This is a genomic window from Ruegeria sp. HKCCD6604, from assembly GCF_013110635.1.
In the GTDB taxonomy this organism is placed as follows: Bacteria; Pseudomonadota; Alphaproteobacteria; order Rhodobacterales; family Rhodobacteraceae; genus Ruegeria.
In genome coordinates this window covers 26,147-39,356 of record NZ_WVQW01000015.1, presented here as the reverse complement: position 1 = coordinate 39,356, position 13,210 = coordinate 26,147, and the positions used below count along the sequence as shown (strand labels likewise).

Below are 13,210 nucleotides of genomic sequence, written 5' to 3'. Positions count from 1 at the left end.
ATGTGGATATGAACCTGACGGATAGCATTAATCGCCCGACCCTTCATGAAGAGTTGGTCGAACGCTTGCGCAATCTTGTCGTCGAAGACGTTTTGAAACCGGGTGAGAAAGTGCCCGAGAAACAGCTTTGCGACTCATTGGGTGTTTCCCGGACACCATTGCGAGAGGCCCTAAAGGTTCTTGCATCCGAAGGCTTTGTGGTGCTTCAAGCCAACCGGGGTGCCCGTGTCGCGAGTGTTACGAGGGAAGAATTGGAAAAAACGTTTCCAGTGCTCGCAGCGCTTGAGCAACTGGCGGGGGAACTAGCGTGTCAGCAAATGGACGTTGCGGAAATTCAACGGATTGAAAGTAGCCACGAGGATATGCTGAGCGCGTACGAGGCGCGTGATCGGCAGGCGTACTTTAAAGCCAATCAAGACATCCATCAGGCACTTATAAAGGGCGCGCGAAACGACATACTGGGAAACCACCACAAGCTTTTGGCCGCGCGGGTCCGCCGTGCACGTTTTATGGCCAACTTGTCGGACGAGCGTTGGGCTCAGGCAATTGACGAACATGAAACCATGATGGAGTTGCTCAAGGCCCGAGATGCAGATGGGCTTGGTAAGGCTATGAAACTTCACATGATGAACAAACTTTCGGCGCTTGTGAAAGCGCTGAAGCCAGAAGTGACGCCTCGCTAAACCCTGGTCAAAAGTGCATACCGGCTTCCCAAAGATATGCCGCTAGTCAGTGTTAACATCAGGAAACGGGGGAGTCAGTCCACAGTCCAGGGCAAGATTGTTGAGGTCTCGGCAAAGAGCGGGGTTGAGGCTTACACCGTCTTTGCGACGGGCCTCAGCTGCGGCCGTTTTTCCGTCTCCGGGCAGGCGTACCGGGTCATGACCGGGCAGGGGGTCGGATGCGCGCATTTCAGAGAAGACGCGGGCTGCATTCGAAGCAAAGTCTTTTTCCATTCCAAAGGCCGCCGGATCAAGCGCCATTACGAATTGGCCTGTGTTTGTGGATGAGGTTGTGTCTGATGTGAAGTTGACCACGTCAGAGCCGAAGGCAGCGCCGTTCAAGACTCCGGCCATCAACCCTATGGCCACGGAAAGGCCGAAACCCTTCGGACCTCCGATCGGCAAAAGAAACCCTTCTGATTTGCGGGCAGGGTCCGTTAACGGATTGCCATCACGCCCAACCATCCAACCTTCGGGCATAGGTTCGCCTTGCTGCAACAGGGTCTTGATCTTGCCCATCGCGGCAACTGTCGTCGCCATATCAAACACAAACGGGTCGGGACCATCGACGGGGGCGGAAAAAGCAATGGGATTGGTACCAAGAAGCAAGTCGCTACCGCCATAGGGCGGGACGTGGTTCGCGCTGCCCACTGCCGCGGCCATACCAAGCAGCCCTGCCTCGGCTTGTGGACGTACATAAAGTGCCAGTGGTCCAGCATGATTGCCGCGCCGTACACCAACCCATCCGATGCCGGCCTCTTTTGCCTTTTCAATTGCAAGATCCCGAGCCGCCGTCATAGCCAGATGGCCGAGGCCGTCATCTCCGTCGATCAAAGCGGTTGCAGCGGTCTCATGTACTACTGTGACTTTGGGCGTAGGATTGGAGCCACCTCCCGCCAGCCGGGCTAGGTACTGTCGAAGGCGAAAAACACCGTGCGTGCCATAGCCATAAATGTCGGCCTCAACCATCGTCGAGGCCACCTTGTCCGCATCTGATTTTGGCACACCTCGAGTTTCGAGTGCGGCCGCCACAAATTCACGCAGGGTGTGGCAGTCAATTTTCAAAGGCTCAGAAGTCATCTCTTCCCACCTGTTCCTTGTGCCAGAACACCAATTTACGCTGTGTCCAAACCACCGACGCAAATACGACCAGACCGACAAGGCTGAGATACAGGATTAACGAGAAGACGCGCGGCGTGTTGAGCTGCGAGGCGGCAACCCGAATAAGTTCGCCAAATCCCTTGCCACCGCCTAGGAATTCTCCTGTGATCGCACCGGCCATAACGCCGACTGCTCCGATCTTGAGGCCGGTAAAAATCTGCGGCAGGCCAGTCGGCAGTTTCATCTTGAACAATGTCTGCATCCGACTTGCGCCCATCGTCTTGAAAAGCATACGCGCGTTTTCATCGGCGGCGTGAAGCCCAGCCGCAGTACCGACCACGATTGGAAATGTCGCGATAAAGGCAGCAAGCGCCACCTTCGATTCAATACCAAAGCCCAACCACGCTACAAAGAGTGGGGCAAATGCCACTTTTGGCATGGTATCTATCGCCACCAGGTAAGGCATCACTGCCTTTTCACCAAATGCCGTTTCCCCCACCAATACGCCCAGCGAAAATCCGATCGCGATTGCCAGTGCAAAACCATAGATAACTTCTTTGATTGTGATCCACAGCGCCCCAAGCATGTAGCCGCCAGTCAATAGATTTTGTCCCACGAAGATCATATCTTTCAGGGTTTCCAACGGTGTAGGCAGAATGATTGGGGAAACCAGCTTAAGGCTCGTAACAATTTGCCAAGTGCCGACGAAAACCACGAAGACAAAGGTCATCGCCAGCCAGCGTGGGACCGAGTCGATAAAGTGAACTTTTTGTTCCCATACAGTGTCTTCTGCGGTGTCGGCGTCTTTTAGGGCAGGTGAGTAGTTATGAACGTCGCTCACATTTCTTCTCCCTTATCCAGGAGGCCGCGAATGTAGTCTACAATAGCGCCAAACTTGGGTGTGGTCATCATATCCAACGTGCGTGGGCGTGGCAGATCGACCTTCACAATTTCGGCAATCCTGCCCGGGCGTGGTTTCAACACGACGATTTCGTCGGACAAAATAACGGCTTCCTGAATAGAGTGCGTAACAAGAAAAGCAGTCGCATCCTGTTCATTGCAAATCCGCTGCAGTTCCATATTCATCATGTCGCGTGACAGCTCGTCCAGCGCGCTGAATGGTTCGTCTAACAAAAGTACAGCTGGTTCTGTGATCAGCATACGGCAGATTGAGGCGCGCTGAGCCATGCCGCCCGACAATTCGTTCGGGTATACGTCTTCGAAACCCTTCAAGCCCACGATGTCCAATAGTTCGTGAGCCTTGCCCATTGCTTGCTTGGCGGCTGCCTTTCCGTCGCGGATCTCGATTGGCAACACGATGTTTTCCACCGCTGTTTTCCAGGGAAATAGTGTCGCCTGTTGAAACATCATACCAATATCTCGACGGGGACCGGTGACTGGCAGGCCCTGTAGGATCACACGCCCTTTGGTGGGAGGGATCAGACCCGCCATGATCTTGAGCAGAGTGGATTTCCCGCACCCGCTGGACCCAATTACAGAAGTGAAGCTTCCTTTCCGTAACGTCAGATTAATGTCCTCAAGCGCAACAACAAGATTGCGTGCATAGGTCTTGCTTAAATGGGTCAATTCGTAGACCGGCGTGCCCAAGGGCGCGCCGGAAAACTCTTTTGCGGCTGCAGCGTTCATTTGCTGGCGGCCTCGTTGCCGATGGCGGCAAATTCATTGGTCCAGGCAGCGCTCAAGTCATCAAGCGGTCCCGGAATTTCGCCACCTGCAACAAGTGCGTCTTGCCATTCCTGCCAAACTTCGGCGGGGTACCATCCCAAACCGTTGCTTGGATCCGCTGCTATGGTTTTCGAACGTACGGCATCGAACAGCGCTGACTGGAACTCCTTGTCCTCGCCTTCCTGCGGATTGCCGTCCGCCAGGTGCTTCAACACAGCTTCGCGGTTGGCATCATCCAGCGCAAAGGCATGACCACGAGCGAAAGCGCGGCTCCAGGCCTCGACCAGTTCGCGGTCGTTGGCGATTGTGTCGGCCATTGTGGCGATGCCGTTACCGAAGAAACGCCCGAATTCTGCAGGCGTAATGTCACGCACTGCCATTCCGCGTTGGTTCAGAATTGCCGTGTCAGCGGTTGACGCGGAATACGCGTCGATTTCGCCATTCAGAAAAGCCGCGGTCGCAGGGCCACCGTCGCCGACAGTCAGGAAGGTATAATCTTCACCTTCTTTCATTCCTGCGCCGGTCATCACATTGCGCGCAAAGCCCACTTCTGCGCCATCAGCTGTACCTGTCCCGATAACTTTGCCCCGCAACTCTTCAACGTTTTGGATGTCAGAGTCTTCGGGCACTGCGATGCCAAAGTTGCTGCGCGCCGCAACATTGTAAATATGCACGGCATCCACATCACGCGAGCGTGCTGCAATCAAGGGGCCGGGTCCTGGGCGACCGAAGTGCGCCTGTCCGGCGGATAATGCCTGAAGCACGGCTCCCGAACCGTTGATCGCCTCGACGGTCACGTCCAAACCTTCGTCCGCGAAGTAACCTTCTCCAATGGCGACAAAAACAGGAAATGAGTTGATCGCCGATGGGCTCGGCTGCACAAAAGTGATCTTACGCAAGTCCTGCGCAAAACCTTTTGTTCCCAATGCTCCCGCTACCGGAACTGCCGAAAGCAAGGACGCTGTGAAAGTCCTTCTGTTCATCATTTTAGTCTTCCTCCCTTGCATGGTTGGCATCCAGCAGCTTCAGAGATGCAGGAGCCACTTACACGGCGCGCACGGTATTCCTGAGCGTGCCGATTTCTGAAATTTCACAAACCACCGTGTCCCCGCCTTTTAGGAACTGAGGTGGGTCCATTGCGTATCCGACGCCAGACGGCGTGCCGGTCGCCAGTACGTCGCCCGGTTCCAGGGTCAGGCCTTCTGATAGGGATGCGATCAGCGTTGGAATGTCGAAAATCATGTCCGACGTAGTGCCGTTTTGGCGCTGTTCTCCGTTGACTGTTATTCCAATGGACAATGAATGCGGATCGCTGACCGCGTCAGCAGTCACTATCCAGGGACCCAATGGGCAAGAACCATCTAAACCTTTGCCTTTGAAATACTGCCCACCATGTCGGCGTTGAATGTCGCGTGCGGTGATGTCATTTAGGATAGTATAGCCGTATACATGGTCGTATGCGTCAGCCTTGGCTATATTTCGCCCCGGTTTCCCAATCACAACTGCCAGTTCAACTTCATAGTCAATGGCTTGTGAGACCGAGGGGAATATCAGAATGTCTGCCTCTGGCGCCACAATCGATGTCGGCGGTTTTGTGAAGAAAACCGGATGCTCTGTTACACCAATTTTTTGGTTTTGTGCACGTTCGCCCTCGGCGATGTGTTCAGCGTAATTGCGCCCCACACAGAAAACGTTCTTACGCGGGGAAGGAATTGGCGCGAGAAACGGCGCGTCATCCGGGACCAATGCGTCCTTTAGATTACCTACTTCGGCCGATAAAACGAGGCTATTCAAAACGCCAAGCGTATCTTCTCCGCCTGCGATCAGCTGCTGCATTGAACCCGCGTCCAGCGCTTTGCCAAGCACTTGCGCTGCGCGCAAAACGTCCAACTTGCTGCCATCGTTTAGTATTGCCACGCAAACGGCGTGGCCTTCTACGGAAACAGTTGCTAACCGCACTCGGCACTCCTCCCTCGTGCTGATGTCAAGCTGTGGTCACGGATACCGTCCAGCGACTCGTTTTTTGCTTTTGTCTTGCCCTTGAGTTTTTTCCGACTTGGCGTTTCAATCAATCAACCAATCACCAAATTGGGTGGAGATATGAACGCACCAACCGAACTCGCGCAAAGTGTACGCGACCTGATTAACAATGCCGGCTACAGGCATAACGACAGGCTCCCACCTGAACGTGAGCTGTGTTCAAAACTCGGGACAACTCGCAATCAGTTGCGAAGAGCGTTGGCAGAGCTTGAGGCCCAGGGGTTGATCTGGCGTCATGTGGGGCGGGGAACATTTGTTGGTTCCAGGCCGGTTCTCAACCTCACCGATGTAACTTATTTGGGCAACCAAATTAAACCTGAGCAGGTTGTATCCGTTAGATTTACGATCGAGCCGCAGCTTAGCCGCCTCGCAGCGCTCCATTCCACACGTTCCGATCGTGAGCAAATGAGGCTTTGCGCGGACAAATGTCGTACCGCAGAGGATTGGCGCACGTACGAAGCTTGGGACAATAATTTGCATTACGCTATAGCTCGCTCCACTCGTAACCAGCTCTTTTTATACTTCTTTGAGACTTTGAATTCAGTTCGAAGATCGATTGTTTGGGGGCAGCCACGCGAAACTTTAAAGCCCACAGAAAACTATTCCAGCTTTAGCGAACATGATGTGATCGTGTCTGCCATAGCAAAGGGCGACTGTGAGCTTGCGGCCAGTGCCATGGTGGATCACCTGAAATCGGTTTATTCGCGGGTGCTGCCTACGAGCATCCAGTCCGACAGCTGAAGTGGCGCTGGCGCCCAACCAATTCGGGAAATGGTCGGGGCAGATTGTGGCCGTTGGTCTTGCAAAACAGCCTGAATTTTGGCGATGACTTGGTAAGCCGCCGCGTCCGTTTGAATGTGGCGTGGCATCGATCGGAAGGTATCTGACCGTTTGGAAATCCGATCTTTGGCAGTTAAACGTCCAGGAGGAAAGCGATGTCAGATCATGTAATTCCAGCGCCGCAGGTGCATGTCATACCCGTAGCGAGCGGCGGCACGTTCCCGGTCCGGCGTGTCTACTGCATTGGGCGAAACTACGCGGCGCATGCAATTGAAATGGGCCATGACCCGAACCGGGAACCTCCATTTTTCTTTCAAAAGAACCCGAACAATTTGGACCCTTCAGGGGAATTCCCGTACCCTCCACACAGTTCCGACGTGCACCACGAAGCAGAAATGCTTGTTGCGCTCAAGTCCGGCGGCACGAATATCTCGGTGGACGATGCATTGGATCATGTCTTTGGGTACGGCCTTTCGCTTGATATGACCCGTCGCGATCTGCAAGGACAGATGAAAAAGATGGGCCGCCCGTGGGAAATTGGGAAAGCGTTTGAGCGCTCGGCGCCATGCGGACCAATTCACAAGGCATCAAAGGTCGGGCATCTCGACAGAGGTCCGATTACTCTGACGGTGAATGGTGAAGTTCGGCAAGAAGGCGACTTGAACCAAATGATTTGGAAAGTCCCCGAGATGATCTCGTACCTGAGCGACTACTTCGAGCTTGCGGCCGGTGACGTTATCCTTTCAGGGACACCTTCTGGTGTTGGTCCCGTCAACCGAGGGGATGTTATGGTCTTGGCCGTCGACAAGCTGGGCAGCCTGAATGTACGCGTAACTTAGGACCTGCTGCGACAACCTTACTTTGCGAAAGAAACCGACGCTTTTGTAAACGGATAACAGATGCCCCATTTAGTCGCTGAATTGATCGCACACCACGCAGACGCTGCAGATGCCATTGGTGCCCCTGGCCGGTCTTGGTTGAGCTATCTTGGTTTGCGCCAGCATTGCGCGAAGGTCAAAGAGGATTTGCATCAGATCGGAGTAGGGCGCGGTGACAGGGTGGCAATTGTGTTGCCCAACGGACCAGAGATGGCGACGGCATTCATATCCGTTGCCCAAGTGGCGACGACGGCGCCCTTAAACCCTGCATACACTCACGAAGAATACGTATTTTACCTCAAAGACTTGAAGGCCAAGGCTCTACTTGCAAGCGAAAACGAAAATGGTCCTGCCGTAAAGGCGGCGAGGGACCTTGGCATCGCTATCCTGAGGGCGTGTTGCGACAGTTCACATCCAGCTGGGCAGTTTTCCATTTTATCCTGTGACCCGATTGGCGAGGCTGATACATCCGCACCGGGCGAAGATGACGTTGCCCTGATCCTCCACACGTCAGGAACAACGTCGCGTCCCAAGATCGTTCCGCTGACGCAGGCTAATATCTACGCGTCCGCGAGAAATGTGGCTTCATCTTTGAAACTGACAATCGATGATCGTTGTCTGAGCATCATGCCGCTGTTCCATATCCATGGGCTGATCGCAGCAGTCGCAGCTTCTTTAGGCGCCGGATCGCAAATTAGCTGCGCCCCTGGGTTCAACGCTCTTAGCTTTTTTTCACAGGTCGCTGAGGTTGATCCGACTTGGTACACGGCGGTTCCGACGATGCACCAGGCTATTCTGACCCGAGCTGCACGAAACCAATCAATCATTGATCAATCGCGGTTGCGCTTTCTTCGATCTTCTTCTGCTTCCTTGCCCGCACCAGTCATGGAAGAGTTGGTGGCAACATTTGATGCACCCGTTATCGAAGCCTACGGCATGACAGAGGCCGCGCACCAAATGTGTTGCAACCCGCTTCCTCCGAAAAAGCAAAAGTCCGGATCTGTTGGATTAGCTGCAGGCCCCGAAGTCAGAATTGCGGACGAAACGGAAAATGTATTGATCGCTTCGCGTGATGTTGGAGAAATCGTTATCAGCGGTCCGAACGTGACACCGGGATACGAGAGCAACCCGCAGGCAAATGCAGACAATTTCTTTGAAGCGGATGGAAAGCTCTGGTTTCGCACCGGTGATCAGGGGTCGTTCGACGAAGAGAATTATCTGCGTCTGACCGGACGCCTCAAAGAGCTGATCAATCGCGGTGGAGAAAAAATCAGCCCACTTGAGGTCGATGCCGTGCTTCTGAGCCACCCGGACGTTGCTCAGGCAGTTTGTTTTGCCGTTCCGCACGAAAAACTTGGCGAAGACATTGCGGCCGCGGTGGTGCTCTCAGAAGGAGCCGCGATTGCAGGTCAGGAAGTTCGGGATTTCGTTGGCGCTCGGCTCGCAAAGTTCAAGGTGCCGACTTCAGTGGTTATTCTCGAAGAGATTCCAAAAGGCGCGACTGGTAAGATACAAAGGATCGGGCTGGCCGCTAAATTGGGACTGGCAAAGGCTTAGACACATGAAAGTTTGCATCTTTGGAGCCGGAGCTATCGGAGGTTACGTGGCCGCGAAGCTCGCGCAGACCGACGTCGACGTCAGTGTCGTTGCACGTGGCCCACATCTGGCTGCAATGCAAGAAAAAGGGCTGACTCTCCTTGAGGATGGGCGGGACCCGATCAACGTGCCAGTACGCGCCTCAGACAATGCCGCCGATCTTGGCCCACAAGATTATGTCTTTATCACACTAAAAGCGCACTCTGTTCCAGCAGTTGTGGACACAATGCAGCCGCTGATTGGAGCCGAAACAACACTAGTAAGTGGGGTGAACGGGGTGCCTTGGTGGTACTTCCACAAACTGGATGGTCCCTACGAAGGGACGAGGTTGCGGTCTTTGGACCCGGGTAACGTGCAATGGAACGGTTTCGGGCCAGATCGGGTTCTTGGATGTGTCGTCTACCCAGCCGCAGAAGTCGTTACTCCGGGAACTATCAAGCATGTCGAAGGCAATCGTTTTTCGTTGGGCGAGCCTGATGGTTCCAAAACAGACCGCGCTGCCAAGTTTTCGGTGGCACTATCCGCCGCTGGGTTGCGTGCGCCCGTGAGACCAAGAATTCGGGACGAAATTTGGCTGAAACTATGGGGTAATCTGTCTTTCAACCCTATTTCCGCTCTTACCCACTCAACACTTGATGTATTATGTACCAATCCGGGCACACGCTCTGTGGCGCGCGGAATGATGCTAGAGGCTCAGGAAATCGCTGAGAAACTTGGGGTCAGGTTTCCGGTAGATGTTGAAAAACGTATTGACGGCGGGGCAGCAGTTGGCGCCCACAAGACCTCTATGTGGCAGGACTTGGAGTTGAGCCGACCAATGGAAATTGACGCACTGGTCACTTCGGTGCAGGAATTGGGGCAACTGACCGGGATCGCAACGCCCACAATCGACACTGTTGCATCACTGATAAAACTGAGGGCAAAGGTCGCGGGTCTCTACTAAGTTTCTGCCAGCGATCATCTGAAGAGATCAGTTTTGGGCGGGCGGGGAGCTGAATAGCGATCCGGCGCTACAAAACGCGTCTCTTTCAAGCGTCTTGTCAGAAGAGCTTTGCTTGAGCGGGGCAGGAAGCTTTCGTAGCTTTTTCTCATGGAACGATGATCCCCCAGTATTTCAAAACCAGTCCCGAGATCATCCGTCTGGCGGTGATGCTGTACATCCGTTTCCCGCTCTCGCTTCGGAATGTTGAAGACTTGTTGCACGAGCGAGGCATCGACGTGAGTCACGAAACTGTCCGATATTGGTGGAATAGGTTTGGCCCAATGTTTGCTGCTGAGATCAGGCAGAAGCGTGTTCAGAAACTGCGCGCATTCTCGAAATGGAAGTGGCACGTGGATGAGTTTTTCGTGAAGGTGAATGGCAAGCGGCATTATCTTTGGCGGGCTGTTGATCACGAGGGCGAAGTGCTGGAAGCAGGCGTCACCAAACGACGAAACAAAGCTGCCGCATTGAGATTCCTCAAGAAATTGATGAAGCGACACGGAAAAGCGGAAAACACTATCACGGATCGATTCGCATCCTATAAGGCTGCGCTCAGACAATTGGGTGCACTCGAAAAACAAAGAACGGGCAGGTGGCTCAACAACCGCGTTGAGAATTCGCACCTGCCGTTTCGACGGCGCGAAAGTCCGATGCAGCGTTTCAGGCGAATGCGAAGTTTGCAAAAGTTCGCCGCCGTCCATTCCTCGGTCTACAACCACTTCAACCAGGAAAGATCGCTGGCCAGCAGAGATACCTTCAAGCTGACACGCACCGCCGCTCTTGCCGAGTGGCGCGGTCTTTGTACCGAATAAAGGGCAGCTTTACTGGCCTAGCTGAGACTGGTTCGAATTTGTCTGACAGCACCACCAAAACCACGCTTGACCTGATAGGTGGGAACAAAGTTTGCGACAGAACCTCTGAATCAGGTGTGTCGCAAAATTTGGAGTAGCTAAAACTCTGCAATAGTGCCGTCAACTTTAACGGTTTTCCGAAACGTTAGAACTTATGGCTTCCCTTACGTAAGTCAATTGTGTACGTGCTATGTTGCTTGAAATTGCTAGCGCTAACATCTCGAGCTCTACCACCGACTACGTTGGAGACAATCGTGAAGAAACAGAAAATTGAAGAATCCAAAATCCGTGAAGCAGCATACCTTTTTTGGCTGGACGAAGGTCAGCCTGAAGGGCGCGAACAGGAGCATTGGTTAAAAGCCGAAGATGCGCTGAATGCAGTTCTGCCTAAGGCAAGGACAACTCGTCAGGTTTCCGCCAAACCACGTGGTGCAAAAATAAAAAATGCATCAAAGAATGCGGCGGCAAAAAGGTCCTCGACCGCGACTACCCAGAAGAAGTCTCGTGCGCAGTAATCTTACATAATACGTAGGTCGAACCGGCCTACGTATTCAGCCCTAAAGGAGGTGCTGTTAGGGGTTTCCTAATTTATCTCTCTTCAATTGCCCAAAGAAGTTGACAAGCTAGTAGACCGATGAGGAGCACTCTTGTTTGAAGCTTTTCAAGTTCGGCAATCTACCTGAGCACGCACGCTCGGAACCCGTGACGGCGGCAAGACCCGGTGTTTTGATGAAAATCAATCTACGGCCGTCACGACTATTGCTGCTTCAAGATGAGCTGCTGACTAATTCGATCGTGGTGTTTTCTATTACCATCCAGTGCTCCGTTTCCAAATTCTGTGGTAATTTGAGATTTCCGGGTGTGCATCTGCCGAAAGCCAAGGAAGAATTACAAAGCGTATGCATCAAACGGTCACTTGCTACCCTGTACGAGAAAATTTCCTAAAGTAGACTTGAAGAACGTGATAATCTCCGTGACCATCGACTGCGGAGTAACGCCACTATGTCAATCGGATCATCGGGTGCAGCCCATTTCGACCCTAGAACAATAGAGATTGATACCTCTAGAGTTCTGGCGCGCCGATCAAAGCATTACGCCGTCATTGATGTGGGTTCCAATTCAATTCGGCTTGTCGTCTATGATGATCTTTGTCGAGCGCCATTCCCCCGGTTTAATGAGAAATCACTGGCGGCACTTGGTGAAGGCCTGGATGAAGACGGTAATTTCACACAAGAAGCAATTGACCGTGCCTTGCATGCAATAACGCGCTTCAAGGCAATCACTGAAGCGATGGGTGTGACCAGAGTCGACATACTTGCAACGGAAGCGATGCGAAAGGCCAAGAATGGGTCGGAATTGGTCGCAAAAATTCGGGATTTGACAGGTGTTGAACCAAAACTACTGTCAGGTGATGAAGAAGCAACCTACGCGGCCTTCGGCGTGATATCCGGTTTTTTTCAACCGCGCGGAATGATTGGGGATATTGGTGGTGGAAGTCTCGAAATCGCGGAAATTCTTGGCGACCGCGTGGGAGAGCGCAAAGTAAGCATGCCCTTAGGCGCATTGCCGGTCCGAGCAATGATGGGACAGAGCTACAAGGAAGCAAGAAAACGCGTCGACGCCATTCTGAAAGACGGTTTGCCGCCTGTGCTGACGGACTCGACATTTTATGCAGTCGGTGGCGGTTGGCGGGCTCTGGCGCGAATTCATATGGCGATGAACGACTGGCCGATCAGCGTCGTACACGCCTATGAACTTCCTGCAGAAGAGGTCTCGGACTTAGCCAAATCGATCTCACGAATGTCACCTGAAGAAATAGCGAAACTTCCGGATGTGCCAAGCCGGCGCGTCGAGACTTTGTCGGCTTCGGCACTGGTGATGTGGCGGGCACTTCGAAGGTTGAAATCCGACAAAGTTATCTTTTCTGCGCTCGGCCTTCGGGAAGGGTGGTTGTACGCACAATTGGATGAGGAAGAGCAGTATCGTGATCCATTGATCGAAGGGGCATTGGCCACTGGCCTTCCCGACGCCCGTGTTCCCGACTTCTCCGAAGCGTTGGCACGGTGGACGGATAACCTCTTCCCTGCCGAGATTCCAAATAACCGTCGCGTTCGGCTGGCGGTATGCGCGCTAACCGATATCGCTTGGCGCGATCACCAGAAAGTACGCGCCGCCGAGAGCTTTTTGCGCATCCTGCAATTTCCGTTTATCGGAATAACCCACCCGGAACGGGCATTTCTAGCCACTGCCGTCATGGCGCGCTACGGGGGCAAACCAGCGAAACTGGACACCAGGGCGACGGATACATTGACATCCAATGCCGTGAGGAAAGCAGAATTTCTTGGAGGCGCTTTGCTTTTGGGTCATCGGTTTTCAGCAAGCGTGCCGAAGATCCTCGAACACGCCAAGATCATTGTGGACCCGGATGTCCTTCGCCTGGTCATCGAAGAGTCCTCGGAAGTGCCCGACAGTGATGCCGTAAAGGCCCGTATGGCGAAGCTGGCGAAGGTTTTCGGTCTGGATGCATCAATCGAAACGCAGGAGGGCGGTCAGGCGGACTCCAGCCCTTGAGTC

General features: G+C 53.5%; 14 protein-coding genes. 9 read left to right on the top strand and 5 right to left on the bottom strand.

The features are described 5' to 3' along the window. Positions 1 to 8: 8 nt before the first annotated feature. Positions 9 to 683, top strand: a complete 675-nt coding sequence (locus GS614_RS21025; protein ID WP_171666121.1) for a GntR family transcriptional regulator — start codon at positions 9 to 11, stop codon at positions 681 to 683. A 42-nt stretch (positions 684 to 725) separates the two neighbouring features. Here the strand turns inward: GS614_RS21025 and GS614_RS21020 are convergent, their stop codons facing one another. Genes GS614_RS21020 through GS614_RS21000 form a run of 5 tightly spaced genes read right to left on the bottom strand, consistent with a single transcriptional unit; the run spans position 726 to position 5,468 of the window. Beyond that, positions 726 to 1,802, bottom strand: coding sequence for an Ldh family oxidoreductase (locus tag GS614_RS21020; protein ID WP_171727247.1), 1,077 nt, complete (start codon positions 1,800 to 1,802; stop codon positions 726 to 728). After that, the gene (locus GS614_RS21015) at positions 1,792 to 2,664 is read right to left on the bottom strand and encodes an ABC transporter permease (protein WP_170512646.1); all 873 of its coding nucleotides are present in this window, start codon (positions 2,662 to 2,664) and stop codon (positions 1,792 to 1,794) included. Before GS614_RS21015 ends, GS614_RS21020 begins: the two co-directional genes overlap by 11 nt. Further along, on the bottom strand, positions 2,661 to 3,470 hold the full coding sequence (locus tag GS614_RS21010) for an ABC transporter ATP-binding protein (RefSeq protein WP_171207047.1): 810 nt from the start codon (positions 3,468 to 3,470) through the stop codon (positions 2,661 to 2,663). Before GS614_RS21010 ends, GS614_RS21015 begins: the two co-directional genes overlap by 4 nt. Further along, the gene (locus GS614_RS21005; protein ID WP_171117822.1) at positions 3,467 to 4,495 is read right to left on the bottom strand and encodes an ABC transporter substrate-binding protein; all 1,029 of its coding nucleotides are present in this window, start codon (positions 4,493 to 4,495) and stop codon (positions 3,467 to 3,469) included. Before GS614_RS21005 ends, GS614_RS21010 begins: the two co-directional genes overlap by 4 nt. Before the next feature lie 58 nt (positions 4,496 to 4,553). Beyond that, entirely contained in the window at positions 4,554 to 5,468 is a 915-nt protein-coding gene (locus tag GS614_RS21000; RefSeq protein WP_171117824.1) for a fumarylacetoacetate hydrolase family protein, read from the bottom strand. A 141-nt stretch (positions 5,469 to 5,609) separates the two neighbouring features. Here GS614_RS21000 and GS614_RS20995 point away from each other — a divergent pair, with 141 nt between their 5' ends. The 8 genes from GS614_RS20995 (at position 5,610) to GS614_RS20960 (ending at position 13,207) form a co-directional block, all read left to right on the top strand. Further along, entirely contained in the window at positions 5,610 to 6,290 is a 681-nt protein-coding gene (locus GS614_RS20995) for a FadR/GntR family transcriptional regulator (RefSeq protein ID WP_171117826.1), read from the top strand. Between the two features lie 194 nt (positions 6,291 to 6,484). Next, positions 6,485 to 7,168, top strand: a complete 684-nt coding sequence (locus GS614_RS20990; protein WP_171117828.1) for a fumarylacetoacetate hydrolase family protein — start codon at positions 6,485 to 6,487, stop codon at positions 7,166 to 7,168. A gap of 60 nt (positions 7,169 to 7,228) precedes the next feature. After that, positions 7,229 to 8,764 carry an acyl--CoA ligase gene (locus GS614_RS20985; protein WP_171727246.1) on the top strand — a complete coding sequence of 512 codons (1,536 nt, stop codon included), beginning with the start codon at positions 7,229 to 7,231 and terminating at the stop codon, positions 8,762 to 8,764. Positions 8,765 to 8,768: 4 nt separating this feature from the next. Continuing rightward, complete coding sequence (locus tag GS614_RS20980; protein ID WP_171727245.1) at positions 8,769 to 9,746, top strand: 2-dehydropantoate 2-reductase; 978 nt, start codon at positions 8,769 to 8,771, stop codon at positions 9,744 to 9,746. A 155-nt stretch (positions 9,747 to 9,901) separates the two neighbouring features. Next, on the top strand, positions 9,902 to 10,597 hold the full coding sequence (locus GS614_RS20975) for an IS6 family transposase (protein WP_171727244.1): 696 nt from the start codon (positions 9,902 to 9,904) through the stop codon (positions 10,595 to 10,597). A gap of 293 nt (positions 10,598 to 10,890) precedes the next feature. After that, positions 10,891 to 11,151: a DUF2934 domain-containing protein gene (locus GS614_RS20970; RefSeq protein ID WP_171727243.1), complete on the top strand. Its 261-nt coding sequence runs from the start codon at positions 10,891 to 10,893 to the stop codon at positions 11,149 to 11,151. Positions 11,152 to 11,287: 136 nt separating this feature from the next. After that, positions 11,288 to 11,581: a hypothetical protein gene (locus tag GS614_RS20965; RefSeq protein WP_171363785.1), complete on the top strand. Its 294-nt coding sequence runs from the start codon at positions 11,288 to 11,290 to the stop codon at positions 11,579 to 11,581. 57 nt (positions 11,582 to 11,638) lie between these two features. Continuing rightward, a complete protein-coding gene (locus GS614_RS20960) occupies positions 11,639 to 13,207 on the top strand; it encodes a Ppx/GppA phosphatase family protein (RefSeq protein WP_171117841.1) in 1,569 nt (522 codons plus the stop codon). The last annotated feature ends 3 nt before the right edge of the window (positions 13,208 to 13,210 follow it).